The organism is Aureliella helgolandensis (assembly GCF_007752135.1).
In the GTDB taxonomy this organism is placed as follows: domain Bacteria; phylum Planctomycetota; class Planctomycetia; order Pirellulales; family Pirellulaceae; genus Aureliella; species Aureliella helgolandensis.
In genome coordinates this window covers 1,835,554-1,849,241 of sequence record NZ_CP036298.1, presented here as the reverse complement: position 1 = coordinate 1,849,241, position 13,688 = coordinate 1,835,554, and the positions used below count along the sequence as shown (strand labels likewise).

Here is a 13,688-nt window from a genome sequence, read left to right as displayed (position 1 = left end):
CTACACCTAGAGCCACCGCAAATCCGTGTGGCGGGACCAACCAGAACGTCCCCACGCGAATTGAAAAAACTGCTTGAGAGCATTGATTTCGCCCCAGTTTCCCTACACGACATTTAGCTTATCACCGAACCCATCCCTGCTGCCACATGCCCATCCCTGCAACCCAACTCTACCGGCTCACAGCAGAGCTACCATCTGCGATTGCGACGCTAGCCGTCAGTGGCCCGGAAGCCGTCCAGCGAGTGTTGCAGCGACTGGAATTGCGAACTCAAACACTGGAGATCGACAAGGTCTACTACGGCTTGTGGCACGCGAGTACCGCAGAACACTCCGCTGCAGAGCAAGTCGTGGTCTGCCGCACAGGTCCGCAGACAGTGGAATTGCACTGCCATGGCGGCCAAGCAATTTGCCAAGCTTTGATTGGCGACTTCGCAAGACTGGGGTGCCCACTGGCAGAGGCCCGAGGCTGGACCTCACAAGCGTGCCCCCTGGCCTTAGAAGCCGAACGCCAGCTACTGAACGCTTCGACCGATAAGGTCGCAGGGATCCTACTCGATCAAATGCAGGGTGCATTGGCGAATTCCATTCGCCGAACGAGCCGACTGCTTCAGCAAGAAAACCTGCCGGAGGCAGAGCAGGCACTCGAGGAAATGCTGACCTGGAACGAACTCGGCTTGCATTTGAACCAACCCTGGCGAATCGTCTTAGCGGGGCCTCCCAACACCGGCAAAAGCAGCTTGACCAATGCGATAGTTGGCGCGCAGCGAGTCATTGTGCACGACACCCCCGGCACAACGCGGGACTGGGTTGAAGTCCAAGTGGCCCTCGACGGCTGGCCCGTGTCGATCACCGATACCGCTGGGATACGCGATTCGGCGGACGATATCGAGCAGCAGGGAATTAGCCGCGCCGCGCAACGCGTGCGGGAAAGTGATTGCGTGGTGTTCGTAGTCGATTCCCAGGTCGGCTGGACTGCCGCGCATGCAAGCTTTCTCGCGCTCGCTCCCCCTCGGCGACTGGTGGCTTGGAATAAGTCAGATTTGCAATCCACCGAGCGCGAGTCCTCGGACCTGCAGCGCGCCCCGGCCTCGCTCGCAACGCTCGCCGACTGGTCAGCCGACGCCCGCACTCCGGAGGAACGGGCAATCCCGGTCATTCCGACCAGTTGTTTGGGCGAACCTGGTATTGGAGGGCTGCTGGACGCAATTTCTCAAAGCTTAATCCCCGTTTCGCCACGCGTTGGTGAAGCGGTGCCCATGCACCCGGCGATCATTGGATCTCTGGAAGCTGCCAGGCTCCAAGTTCGTGCACAGACTCCCTCTGCTGCCCTGAAATGCTGCGAGAGGGCCCTCCGAGCCGAGGCGTGCGAGTGAACCGCTGCGGCGCTGCCTTTGAGGATTTCTAGCGAAATGGCTGACAAACTCGCCTAGTCTGGAGGAACGGAGAAGGAGCCCAGCTCACGAGCTGCTCCACCTTGGTTTCTACGTGAAAATTCTTCATAATACACCCGCTTTTTTCACTCAGGTGCGTGCGTTCTACCATTCGCCCTCCCAGTACCTATTCCAGATGCCATTCGCCATGTCCGATCGATCTCGTCACCTGACTAGCCGTAACGCGCGCCGCCTGCTCTCCCTGCTGTTGAGCTGGGTGTGCTGGTGCAGCTTCCTGGGGGCTCCCTCCCTCGCCGTCGCGCAATCACGTTACGCCACTTCCGATAACATGAGTGGCTATGTGCACTGGATTGAGCTGTTTGATGCATCCAATACTAAGATCGATCCAGCTTCCGAAAATCCACCGCCCTATTCTCCCGAGAAAACTTGCGGGAGATGCCATGAATTCGATACGATTGCGCACGGCTGGCATTTCAATGCCGTGAACGAGGCGGCCGATCCGGGCCGTGGCGGTCAGCCCTGGATTTGGTCGGACGATCGTACCGGGACTCATCTACCACTTTCCTACCGCGATTGGATGGGAACCTACAATCCAGACGCTTTGGGGCTATCACGTTGGCAAGTGGCTGCCAAGTTCGGCAGCTTTCTGCCCGGGGGAGGCCCAGGCTCGGAAGAGTCCATTGCTGCCGGTGAAGCCCTGCAGGGTGAGGAACGGCCCGAGGGATACCTCGATCGCAGCGGAGTGACTGGGGCGCTCCCCGTTGATTGCATGCTGTGCCATCGTAAGCAGGGAAACGGGTATAGCCCATTTGTGTGGTCGGAGCAGATTGAAGACGAGAATTTTGCCTATGCGCCGACAGCCGCCCTCGGTGTTGGCACCGTAGCTGGCTCCATGAAACGCTTAAAGGACGACTTCGATCCCACTGCCGAAGGTGCGGCGAGCAAATTACCCAAGGTGACGTACGAGGCCAGTCGCTTTCGTAGCGATGGCAAAGTCTTCATCGATTTGATTCGCAAACCTGAGAATAACGCGTGTTACTATTGCCACACCAACGTTCCCGCAGAGACCACTCAGGGAACGCGTTGGCAGCATGATGAAGATGTGCACTTGCGGGCAGGCATGTCATGCGCGGATTGCCACCGCAACGGTTTAGATCACAATACGGTCCGTGGATTCGAGGGGGAGCAGCATCCGTCAGGAAGCGTCGCCACCTCGCTATCCTGCCAGGGCTGTCATATGCCTAACGATAGCGCGGATGGATTATCGCGAGCAGGGCGCATGGGAGCCCCCCAACCCGCCCACGCGGGTTTGCCTCCGCTACACTTCGACAAACTGACTTGCACCGCATGCCACTCGGGTGGATTGCTGGAACCAAGCGTTGGACGACAGCTCAATTCCATCGCCCACCACTTAGGGCAGCACGTCAAGCGGACGGGCCTTGAGCAGCCTGGAATTGTCGGCCCGGTCCATTTGCCAGCCAGCGGTTTGCGGCAATCATCCGCCCCCCCGGCCGCTACTAACGAAGCGCCTAGTGAGGCAGACGAAACAGCCTCGGGAGCAGAAGAAGCAGCCGGAGAGCCCGTCGCAGTGGCCTCTCCAGACGAGGGGACCGTCAAGCAGGTGGAGGTTGGAAAGTACACACCTCATCGAATGATGTGGCCGTCCTACTGGGGAGTCAAGCGGAATGAGAAAATCGTCCCACTCAATCCTGAAGAGGTGTACGAGCTCATTCGCAGACCACTTAAAGTTCGGCGTGAATTCACCGAAGAACTCGCGGACGTTAAGCTCTCACTGAGCCAGCGCAAGGAGCTGCTGGGCGAGGATCGCGCGCGAGCCAAAGAAGAGGAATGGACCACTGAAGAGCGGCAGAAAATTGCAACCGCGGAACGCACCGCCCGCGAGTTGCAAGTGTCGGAGCGAGTGTCGGATGCGTTGCAGGCGATCGAAGAGGCGTACCCCGATTCAGTAGCGATCTTTATTTCCGGGGGCAGCGGTTTCGTCCGCGATGGAGCGTCTACGATCAAAGCGGTGGAGCCGGAATCACTGGGCGACGCCGCCGAGCCCTACGCCTGGCCGATGGCCCATGCAGTGCGGCCTGCACGCCAAGCCCTCGGTGCGACCGGCTGTTTAGAATGCCATAGTGACAACTCTCTTTTCTTCGGAGCTGAAGTCTTGCCCGTGGGACTACTGCCGGGGCAGTCCACTAAGCCGCTCAAGACGCACACCCTGCAAGAAGTCGATACAGACAGACTGACTGCTTGGAATCAACTCTTTCAAGGCCGAGCATTTTTTAAGATCGCTGGCCTGATCGCCTTGGGGCTAACTTGCGTCGTCGCATTGTCGGCGTGCGCGATCAATCTGAGCCGAATCACTCGCCGTTAATAAGTTTCGCAGTCGTCCACGAATTCCCATCGCTTGAGAAACAGAAAGACTTACCATGCTGGCGGAACTTGCTTTCAACCTTCCCCCGTTCACCCAAGTCCTTCGCTATGCAGGTTTGGTGCTCTTAATCGGCGTCATCTTTGGCGGAGTGCTCGTTGCCTCCACCGGAAGACCCTCGCAGCCAGGCCGCCACCGGCACTGGTTGAGCCAAGTGATCTACGCGGCATTTCTGGTGGCTATTGGTGTCCTGGCGGTCAGCAGTTTCGGATCTTTGGTGCAATTCGGGCACATGGCCAACTATGCACTGCTGGTGCATGTGGCAGCCGCGGGAGGTTTCGTCTTCCTGCTGCTGGCCATCGCACTGCTGTATTTGCCCATTGGCGACCCGCTGGACCGCACGACGGCCCCCAATGATACGCGATGGTGGCTGGGGCGCTGGAGCGCGTGGGCGCTCGTCCTAAGCGGGATTGCGGCGGCTGGCACAATGTTCTTGAGTATGTTGCCGATTCTGGATACTCAAGAATTGATCGAAGTCGCAGAAATGCACCGGTATGCAGGCTTGGCCGTTACGCTTGCCGCGGTCACTCACCTCTTTGCATTAATCTGCACTCGGATTGGATTGCGGTAACGACTCGCGAGGCGCTGCAAGCGCTTCAGCGATTTCTCTTTCGCCCCGGCAAGGTCCGTTGCACCTCGAGTTCCCCTACGACAGGGGAAGGTCACACGGCATGGGGGGAGACAAAACGCAGTAGTTGCGCAGCCTTCGCGGGTGAGGCCAGCTGCCGCTGAGAGCTACCACCGCCAGTGGACTGTAGCGATGGTCAGGTGGACGGGTTCAGAAGCCGCCAAGACGGGCGGCAGGCCCCGAATTGGAAGCCTGCCGCATGAGATTGTCAGCACCACTGGGATGCTCAGTGCACGGTAGAGAGGCTCCAAGCGTGCAGCACACCAGTTGGAGCGACCTGAATTGGTGCGTGAAGCAGCCCTACTTCTTGCGAGCGGCTGGTTTCTTGGTCGCTGCCTTCTTCTTGGTCGCTGCCTTCTTCTTAGTCGCTGCCTTTTTCTTAGCGGCTGGCAGTTTCTTAGTAGCTGGCTTCTTCTTGGCTCCCTTTACCGCTGTGGTACGCTTGGCTGCGGCTTTAGGAGCTGCCCCCTTCTTGGTGGAACGCTTGGCAACACTACTCTTCTTGCTAGTCGTCTTCTTGGCTGCCTTAGACTTAGCTGCTGTCTTCGTCGCTGCCTTGGTTGCAGTCTTCTTGGTCGTAATTTTCTTAGGGGCTGCCTTTTTCGGGGAAGCCTTCTTCTTCACTGCGACTTTGGCGCCACCTTCGTGCAATGCGAGCACCTTTTCGCGTTCCAGCAATCGATTCTGTCGGCAAATGCAAGCCAGTTCGAAGGCAACCTTCTTACCATACTTGCTGATCGAGAAGCGAATGTTGCGACGCTTGCTGTTTTCATCGACCCAAGACGCTACGTACGATTCATAACGGCAATTGGGAAATCGGCTATCTTGATCCCACGAGTGGTGAACACCAACCACTCCGGTTGAGTTGCGTTTGCCCAGCTTATTCTCCGAAGTATCGGGCTCGGGGAGTTCTTCTACCCATTCCTGGTAGACTTCCTTGGCAACTTTTTCCGACTTGCGTTTTCCGCCATGCGTTGAATCGGAAATGAATCGCGAACGATGAATTTCACCACGTTTGATTCTTACCAACCAACCGTGTGCGTTGTTACCTTCGGAATCAACTCTTGAATAGCCTTTTAATTTACGTGGCAAAACTGTGCTCCTTTGTCGTGTGTTTAGTCTGGGGTCATGGGACTACCGTCGTGTCGCAACACCAACGCGGCAACAAACGCATGCAACTGCGGTACAAAGCAATTGGATCAGAGACAGGACGTTGTGGGTGGGCTACGGGCGTAGGTAGGTGTGTAACTGCCTAGAGTTTAAGGCGTACGTAGACAATGTACCCCACGTTAAGCGAGGTGTCGGATAATTTAGCTCTAGTGAAGCGAATTATTCCGTAACTGACGCCAATAAAAAACGGCTGACCATTCTTATAAGAGATGGCCAGCCGTCCATGTTAAGTAAAACCTGAGTTCAAATCTAGCGACTTGGACTCAAGATGTTGCGAATTGTTCCTATCGACGACCGCGGCCTCCACCGCTACTTCCGCCGCGTCGACCACCGCCGTTGCCGCCACTTCCGCCGCGGGACTCGCCGTAACGACCACCTCGATCGCCGCCACGATCGCGCTCGCCACCACGCTCAGCGCGCTCGGGTCGCTCTTCATCACCCGCTTCACGGTTGGCGAACTCGTCTTCGATACCAAGCTCTTCCAGTGCTCGACGACGACTCAACTTGACGCGATCTTGATCGTCGATATCGATTACGATGACTTTCATCGCATCGCCGACCTTGCAGATGTCATCTACGCTGGAAACATAGCCGCTTGAAAGCTCACTGATGTGAACCAAGCCGTCTCGTCCAGGTAGAATTTCAACGAATGCACCGAAGTCTCGGACGCTACTAACCGTTCCATCGTAGATTTTGCCGATTTGAGCTGTAGCAGTACAGGCTTCGACGCGCAACAGGGCAGCTTGAGCGGCATCGCCGTTCATGGCTGCAACCACTACGGTACCGTCATCTTCGACGTCGATGGTCGCACCGGTATCTTCTTGAATCGCGCGAATATTCTTTCCGCCAGGTCCGATGAGTAGACCAATTTTGTCGGAGTCGATTTTGGTGCGAAGCAAACGCGGCGCGTAGCGACTGGTTTCAGTTCGCGGTCGGGGAATGGCTGTGATCATCTTGCGGAGGATCTCCATGCGAGCTTCCCGAGCTTGCTTGAGAGTCGCACGCATGATCTCTTCGCTGATTCCATCAATTTTGAGATCGAGTTGGATACCAGTAATACCTTCAGGCGTCCCGGCAATCTTGAAATCCATATCGCCGAAGTGATCTTCATCGCCGATGATATCGGTTAGCAAGACCCAGCGATCCTTGTCCTTCACCAGACCGATGCTGATACCAGCCACCGGATTGGAAATGGGTACACCGGCTGCCATGAGGCCGAGGGTGGCTCCACAAACGCTGGCCATCGAGGAAGAGCCATTGGATTCGGTAATATCGCTAATCACACGAATCGTGTAGGGGAATTCCTCCGCATCCGGCACGATCGGTGCAACCGATCGTTCCGCGAGAGCTCCGTGTCCGATTTCGCGACGACCTGGGCCGCGGATTGGACGGCATTCGCCAACCGAATAGGAAGGGAAATTGTAATCCAGCATGAACTTCTTGCTGTACTCTTCGATCAAACCGTCGACGCGTTGCTCATCTCGGCTTGTGCCGAGAGTTACGGATACGAGTGCTTGAGTCTCACCACGTTGGAAGATTGCCGAACCGTGGGTGCGAGGGAGAATGTCCGTTTCGCATTCGATAGCCCGCAGGCTGTTGTGATCGCGACCATCAGGACGCGTTCCGCCGAGGATGAGCTCGCGTACAACCTGATGCTCAAGATCGTGCCACGCAGTTGAGAACGCATCGGCGCAAATTGCACCCTCTGCCTTCGGATCTGGGATGAGCGCCGCCTTGGCCTCTTCCTTCAATGCCTTGACTGCTTCGCCACGAGCCTGCTTGCCTTCGGTTTGCTTGGCTTGGCGGTAACGGTCGTAGTAGTCCGCTTGCAGACGCGACAGGATGCCATTGTCTGCAGGGGCTTCAAAGTCAACCTGTTTGGTCTGGGCTTTGGCCGCCAACTCATCGATCAAGCCGATAATTTCCTTGACAACGCCGAAGCCAAAGAGAACCGCGTCGGCCATTTCGTTTTCAGGCATTTCCTGAGCGAAGCCTTCGATCATGAGGATCGATTTGTCGCTTCCAGAAACGATCAGGTCGAGTTCACTCTCTTCGAGCTCTTCGTTGGTCGGGAAGGCGACGAGCTCGCCATCGATCTTAGCAACTCGCACGGAAGCCAACGGCCCTTGGAAGGGAAGCGAGCTGATGGTGAGCGCGGCCGAAGCGCCATTCATGGCGAGGATGTCGCCATCGTTTTGCAGGTCGCTACTAACAACCATACTCTGGACTTGGACTTCGTCGTTGAAGGCCTTGGGGAACAGCGGTCGGATGGGGCGGTCCATCAAACGGCTAGTCAACGTTTCTTTCGTGGTGGGGCGCCCTTCGCGCTTTAAAAAACCGCCTGGAAATTTTCCGGCGGCTGCAAGTCGCTCGCGGTAGTCGCAAGTCAACGGGAAGAAGTTTGTGCCTGGGCGGGATGGGCCGGTTGCACAAGCGGTCAACACGACCGTGTCACCATACTGGACCAGCACGCTACCGGCGGCTTGCTTGGCCAGCTGTCCGGTTTCCATGGACAAGACTTTGGAACCAATTTTTTTTTCTACTCGGATTTTCAATTCACTAATTCCTAATTTCCAACAATTTCACTAATTTCTTTTTCACATCAAACTACATGGCTATCTACTGATCAGGGCCAGCTGCAATCGAGACGCAGGCCACCGGCGGCAATATACCAGAACGGTCGCACGCCCTTGCACTCCAGGGAAAGAAACTCCTCCTCCATTTTGAGTCTACGCACCAACCGTTTCGGGGTGCCCACTTGGGATTGCCCATGTGGGATTGCAGGGAGTCGCAGAGGTTCAGAGTAGCAGGCCAGGAGATATCCAGGCCGTTGAAACGGATGCCACTGGTGGCATTTCGTTCGGTAGCACGCGGAACCGAGAGCTTCGCTGGATGGTGCAGGATCAAGTGGTAGCTCAGCCTAGCCAAGCTGGATAGCTACCCAACGCACAAGACAAACCCGTACGCTGACAAATTCTTTCGGACGAGCACCAGGGGAGTCCAGAGACAGGTTTGGGGCTCGATCTCGCTGTTTTCACACGAACTTGCATTAGGTGCACGTCCGTTCATCATCATCAACACGACCGCTGCTTTAACGTGGGTCGCTGTCTGTCCTCAGCGAACAGAGCCTGCGATACCAGGGGATCCCCGGTAACGCTGGTTTGGGCGTCGCGCATCAAGGACTACGAACCGCTCGGTGCAACCTGGTACCCAACGGTGTAGCCAACCTGGCTGCCGACGAAGCTTACTTACGGATGTTGAGGCGGCCGAGCAAATCAACATAGCCTTGCGGATCGTGACGACGCACGTAGTCCAACAGACTGCGACGGCGGCTAACCATCCGCAGCAGACCACGACGACTCGCGTAATCCTTCTTATTGCTCCGCATATGCTCGGTCAAATGATTGATTCGCTTGGTCAAGATCGCGATTTGGACCGAGGAGGAGCCAGTGTCGCCCTCTGAAGTCTTAAATCCGTCGATGGCTTCTCTTCTGAGTTCTTTTGTCGTTGTCATAGTGCTTCTAAAGTCAGTCCGCTTCCGAACGATCCTGTATTCTCAATACACATTTTAAAACTACTTCGCCTGCTTATCGGCTTGAACCGACCTTTCACTCCGTCAAAAACAGAATGCCCAGGCATTTCGGCCAGTCGTTGCCAGTTGCCGCGCTGTGCCGCCTGCTAAACCCGCGAAGCGGAGTGAGCGGTGCAAACAAGCCTCAGCGCGCAACCAATAATCTGAATTTCTTGGCCAATTCGTTACCTCTGCAAACTCCCAAGCAACGCCTGGCAGTCCTGATACGAATCAATCCCACTAGAGGGAGAATCCTAGGCTTCGAATCTACAATCCGGAAATCCTATCGCATTTGGCGAAACTAGCAACCGCAGAATCGCAGAGATTCGGAAGAGAGTGAAGGGTGGTTTGAGGATTTAACCTCCCCTTTCGGACGAATCCATCTTTCCCTCGAATTTAAAGCTGGGCAATCGGTGAAGAGCACCATCGCGATCAGCGATCCCCCCCGGGCGGGACGGCAGGTCAGCACGTCGCCATTTCCTCCCCAATCGACAAGGTGGGATCGTTCACTCTAAGGGCTGACTCTATTTTCTAGCTTCCTACGAAGGTCCGAAAAATGCAGAGGCTATGGAAAGTCGCCGCGCAATGGTAGAAAAGTAGCTTCTCGCGGGGACCGTCCGTGACACGCATTGAGTGCCACGGCGACTCCTGAAGCGAGATGAAAACTCGCCCCTGCCCCCTCACCCCCAAACTGAATTGTTTCAGGAAAGAGCCAGCTACTCATGAAGGGCCTGCCATTCGTCTTATTTTTCACTGCCCTGACCTTTGTCTCTTGGGGGGCATACGGTCCGGTTCTGCACCATGGTGCCATCGCACTGAACCACGACAGCATGCGTGCATTCGTGGGCGTTGGATTGGCCTACTTCCTTATCGCGGTCCTCATTCCCTTCGCCATCCTCAAAAAGAGTGGCGAAAAGGGGAATTGGACGATCGCCGGTACCGTTTTCTCCGTGGTAGCCGGAGCGGTTGGTGCAATTGGGGCCCTGGGGATCATCTTGGCCTTAGGCTATGGCGGCAAAACTCTCTACGTAATGCCACTCGTGTTCGGGTTTGCGCCAGTGGTCAACACCCTGGTGACGGCCATGATGAGCCGTACCTTTAGCCAGATTAAGCCCGCGTTTGTGATTGGAATTGTCACGGCCGCGCTAGGGGCCGGAGGCGTTTTGGTCTTCAAGCCGAATGCGGCGCCCGCCGCAACTTCCGCGTCGGCCGAGTCGAGCGAACCGGCCAGCTCGCTGGAATCGAAGGCTGAGACGAGTGAGCCCGATGGCGAGACGTCAGCGGCTCAGGCAACTACTGCTGAAGAGAAAAATACTGCCGAAGAGAAGAACGACTCGGCTGAAGAAGCGGTCTCCGAGCACGAAGCAGGTTCCGACAGCAATTCCCCAAGCCCCGAAGATGCGGCGGCTGCAGAGCCAGCCCAAGAAGATAACCAGCAAAATAGTCAACCTGCGGATGCCGAGGCTGCGTCCGCAACGAGTGGCTCCGCCCCGACCTCACACGCCAAACCGCATCCTACGGCCAAAAGTTCCAACACCTTAGGAATCGTGATTTCGATCATCATCGCTGCACTTTGTTGGGGCTCCTATGGCCCGATGCTACACGTAGGTCAAGCCAAGATGGCGGGCAGTCGCTTGCGTCCCTTCGCTTGTGTCGGACTTGCCTACTTCCTAATCGCCGTCGCCGTGCCTCTGATCTTGATCTACTCCGGGGCGATGGGCAGCGGTGGTGCATGGACCGGCATGGGCATGACCTGGTCGTTCCTGGCGGGGATTGCCGGAGCAATCGGTGCACTGGGCGTCCTCCTCGCCTTCAACGCTGGAGGAAAGCCCTATTACGTGATGCCGCTTATCTTTGGTTTTGCGCCCGTCATCAACACCTTCATTTCCCTGAGCGAAGCTGGCACTTGGGGATTGGTCACGCCTTGGTTCTGGATGAGCCTAGGAGTGGTGATCACCGGAGCGGTCACCGTGCTGACGCAGGCGCCGCGCCCCGCCAAGAAGCACTAGGTGAGGCTGGCGACTGCAGTACGATGATGACTACCGTTGCTAACATTGGCGTAGTCAATGAGTTCAGGGCGCAGGGGACCGTACAACATCCCCTGGTCTCGGTCGCTGGAGGGGAGAACCGCGTCCAATCGGTGAATGGGACGCCTGGAGAGTTCCGGAGTCGGAAGCGCAGCATGCGTGGGCTTCGAGAAGTCTGCTGGGCTGGGCAGCCGAGGCTCCGAGAGGACTAGCTCAGCGGGCGATTCCACCATCCCCTCGTTCAGCTCCAGATTTTTCAGCACGAAATCGGCAGCCACATCAGCGGCGAGCTCATCGACAAGATCCAGGTCGAGATGCACTAGGTCGGTTGCGTCGGATTGAATCGCGACGGAGGAGTAGACGAGCACCGAAACTAAGCCGGCTTGGTGATCGATATTCGTCAGCAAGGTCGCTTTGCCCTGCCAAGCTTCTCCAGGTGTCACGTCCGAGGGAGCGAGCTGGAATTTACTGGGGTCGAATTCGAACTGAAGCTCCGCCGCTCGAACCCCCTCCGTTCGCGAGGTCTCAACGCTCAATCGAATCTCTTCACTTGCAGGTGGTCGCACCGGGCCGCAGAAACCAGCCGATTCGGTACCTACCAAGCCTGCAAACAGCTTACGCGCTTCGAGACTTTCCAGCGAAAGCCGACGAGATAACTTGCCCATCCTTGACTCCAATTCGAAGAGAACACACCCTGCATCTAGAAACACAACTAGATTTTGGGTGGTTGAAGAATTGGAGATTACGAACTTTAAATTCCAGGCGATACGTCGATTTTGGAGGAGAGTTTAATTTACTGCCCTTCTAGGATTGATAGCAGATCTCATCCGCCCCCTAGAGGTAGTGTCGCTGGCAAACGCCTATTCCAGCAAGGCGAGTAGGGCTTGGTCGAAGCTAGCTAACCGGCGATTGTGGGTTCGCAATTCAGAACTTTCGACCATCGGCACCGAGGCCCGCTGAGCCGCCGGTGGAATGCTGACGGCAGGCGACAATGCCTGCGAGTTGCCAGCCATTTCCCCTTCGGCCGCAGGAAGAGCTTGCGTGTTCCCCAGGTAGGCTAGGAAAGAGGAGGCGAGGCGGGGCCGCGAACCGGCCACGGACAGTTGGGAACTCGGATCCAATGCACTTTGAATCGACGCACTTTGAATCGACTGGGTTTGCACACGATTGGAACTGGACGAAGCACCACTACCGAGCTCGGCGTCCTCGCGTATTTGTTCGATTTGAGCTTGCCAAGCGGCCGACCCCACCGGTTGCACGACGGTAGCCCGCAGACGCGTGTACAGGTATTGGGGCAGGAGCCCTCCTTCCACAAAATTTTGGTTAGTCAAATCGGAGGCCGCGGCAAGTGCGACATTCAGGGTGTTGCTACCGCCATCCACGAACGCTGCAGGCTGCTCCTCTTGTAGGCTGTAGTTACCCGGCGCCAGATTTAGGAATTCATACCTCCCATTTCCATCCGTGACGGCTTGCTGCTGCACCCCACTGGAATTGGTGAGCGTGATCGTCACCCCCGGGATGGCTTCGCCCGAACTGAGCAAGTTATCGCGATTCGCGTCAGCAAATACGAACCCAGAAATGCTGTCATCTCCCCCCGTAGAATCGCTGGTCACCAGGATTTGCCCGTCGGTCGAATCGGCGCCGGCGGCAGGTGCCGGGCTAACAGCAATCGCCCCTTCATTGAGGGATACGGATGTTAGGTTGAGAATAGCATTGCTGCCAACGGTCGCTGTGGAGCTTATCGTGAAGTCTAAATTGACGAGGCTCCCTGCGGTGGCGGACAACGGGCTGGACGACGCGATAAAGATGACGACGGTGCCGCTAGCATCGTCCACGTTTGCCGTGATCTGCGCGTCGGAACTTCCACTCCAGACAGATCCGAGCGAAACAGAATTGCTATCTAAATCGAGCAAGCTGGTGTCGTAGGCGAGCCTTATTTCGGCTCCGCGAATTCCAGCAGCGGTGTCAATATTGACAGGGGCTGCAACGATGGCCGCCACATTTCCGGAAAGATCTGAGGGAATATCTACGGCAGCCAAGAGTCGTCGGATTTCTAGGTTTTCCAGAGTTGGCCGAAATTTGTTTCTAAGCATTGATAGTATCTCGAGCTACTGGATTGGGCGGACAACAACCGACTGGTAAAGCGGCGTCTGTCGAATGTGACGGCTGTCCACATTCTTTTGTTCCGGCAAGGGAACTAAATGGTAGGAACTGTTTCAAATTAGTCGTCCAATAGTCGCTTCCTTACGCACAAAAAATTGAGAGAACGCCACGAGATAGCCGAAGTAACTAATCGGACTAAAAAGATTACCTGTGTGGGGCACCGGTGCGACTCGCCCTTGAGAGTCGTCGGGCACGGTGATTTTGCCGGTTCCAGACCATTCTCGGAACAAGCCAAGCCCAAAATATATTTGCTTGGTTCATGGCAGACTCGTAGCATTGCCACCACGGCATACGAGTT

The 13,688-nt window shown here is 56.3% G+C and carries 9 protein-coding genes; 4 read left to right on the top strand and 5 right to left on the bottom strand.

The features are described from left to right. The first annotated feature begins 146 nt into the window (after positions 1-146). The 3 genes from Q31a_RS06550 to Q31a_RS06540 all read left to right on the top strand — a co-directional run bounded on the left by Q31a_RS06550 (position 147) and on the right by Q31a_RS06540 (position 4,402). Positions 147-1,373 carry a GTPase gene (locus tag Q31a_RS06550; protein WP_145075725.1) on the top strand — a complete coding sequence of 409 codons (1,227 nt, stop codon included), beginning with the start codon at positions 147-149 and terminating at the stop codon, positions 1,371-1,373. Between the two features lie 205 nt (positions 1,374-1,578). Then, positions 1,579-3,774: a cytochrome c3 family protein gene (locus tag Q31a_RS06545; protein ID WP_145075722.1), complete on the top strand. Its 2,196-nt coding sequence runs from the start codon at positions 1,579-1,581 to the stop codon at positions 3,772-3,774. A gap of 55 nt (positions 3,775-3,829) precedes the next feature. After that, positions 3,830-4,402 carry a hypothetical protein gene (locus tag Q31a_RS06540; RefSeq protein ID WP_145075719.1) on the top strand — a complete coding sequence of 191 codons (573 nt, stop codon included), beginning with the start codon at positions 3,830-3,832 and terminating at the stop codon, positions 4,400-4,402. A 357-nt stretch (positions 4,403-4,759) separates the two neighbouring features. Here Q31a_RS06540 and Q31a_RS06535 read toward each other — a convergent pair whose 3' ends face one another. The 3 genes from Q31a_RS06535 to rpsO form a co-directional block, all read right to left on the bottom strand. Then, complete coding sequence (locus Q31a_RS06535) at positions 4,760-5,551, bottom strand: AP2 domain-containing protein (protein WP_145075716.1); 792 nt, start codon at positions 5,549-5,551, stop codon at positions 4,760-4,762. 362 nt (positions 5,552-5,913) lie between these two features. Next, complete coding sequence (pnp, locus tag Q31a_RS06530; protein WP_145075713.1) at positions 5,914-8,193, bottom strand: polyribonucleotide nucleotidyltransferase; 2,280 nt, start codon at positions 8,191-8,193, stop codon at positions 5,914-5,916. Positions 8,194-8,873: 680 nt separating this feature from the next. After that, complete coding sequence (gene rpsO, locus Q31a_RS06525) at positions 8,874-9,143, bottom strand: 30S ribosomal protein S15 (RefSeq protein ID WP_145075710.1); 270 nt, start codon at positions 9,141-9,143, stop codon at positions 8,874-8,876. Between the two features lie 779 nt (positions 9,144-9,922). Between rpsO and Q31a_RS06520 the strand changes: the two genes are divergently transcribed. Next, a complete protein-coding gene (locus tag Q31a_RS06520) occupies positions 9,923-11,209 on the top strand; it encodes a hypothetical protein (protein WP_145075707.1) in 1,287 nt (428 codons plus the stop codon). Here the strand turns inward: Q31a_RS06520 and Q31a_RS06515 are convergent. Then, positions 11,206-11,892, bottom strand: coding sequence for a cohesin domain-containing protein (locus Q31a_RS06515; RefSeq protein WP_145075704.1), 687 nt, complete (start codon positions 11,890-11,892; stop codon positions 11,206-11,208). The genes Q31a_RS06520 and Q31a_RS06515 overlap by 4 nt on opposite strands. Positions 11,893-12,087: 195 nt before the next feature. After that, a complete protein-coding gene (locus Q31a_RS06510; RefSeq protein WP_145075701.1) occupies positions 12,088-13,320 on the bottom strand; it encodes a cohesin domain-containing protein in 1,233 nt (410 codons plus the stop codon). Positions 13,321-13,688: the final 368 nt, after the last annotated feature.

Bases quoted from the DNA above. Each gene is read 5' to 3' on its own strand.
- Q31a_RS06545 (WP_145075722.1), top strand. From the start codon at position 1,579: ATGTCCGATCGATCTCGTCACCTGACTAGCCGTAACGCGCGCCGCCTG.
- Q31a_RS06520 (WP_145075707.1), top strand. From the start codon at position 9,923: ATGAAGGGCCTGCCATTCGTCTTATTTTTCACTGCCCTGACCTTTGTC.
- rpsO (WP_145075710.1), bottom strand. From the start codon at position 9,143: ATGACAACGACAAAAGAACTCAGAAGAGAAGCCATCGACGGATTTAAG.
- Q31a_RS06515 (WP_145075704.1), bottom strand. From the start codon at position 11,892: ATGGGCAAGTTATCTCGTCGGCTTTCGCTGGAAAGTCTCGAAGCGCGT.
- Q31a_RS06510 (WP_145075701.1), bottom strand. From the start codon at position 13,320: ATGCTTAGAAACAAATTTCGGCCAACTCTGGAAAACCTAGAAATCCGA.
- Q31a_RS06550 (WP_145075725.1), top strand. From the start codon at position 147: ATGCCCATCCCTGCAACCCAACTCTACCGGCTCACAGCAGAGCTACCA.
- Q31a_RS06540 (WP_145075719.1), top strand. From the start codon at position 3,830: ATGCTGGCGGAACTTGCTTTCAACCTTCCCCCGTTCACCCAAGTCCTT.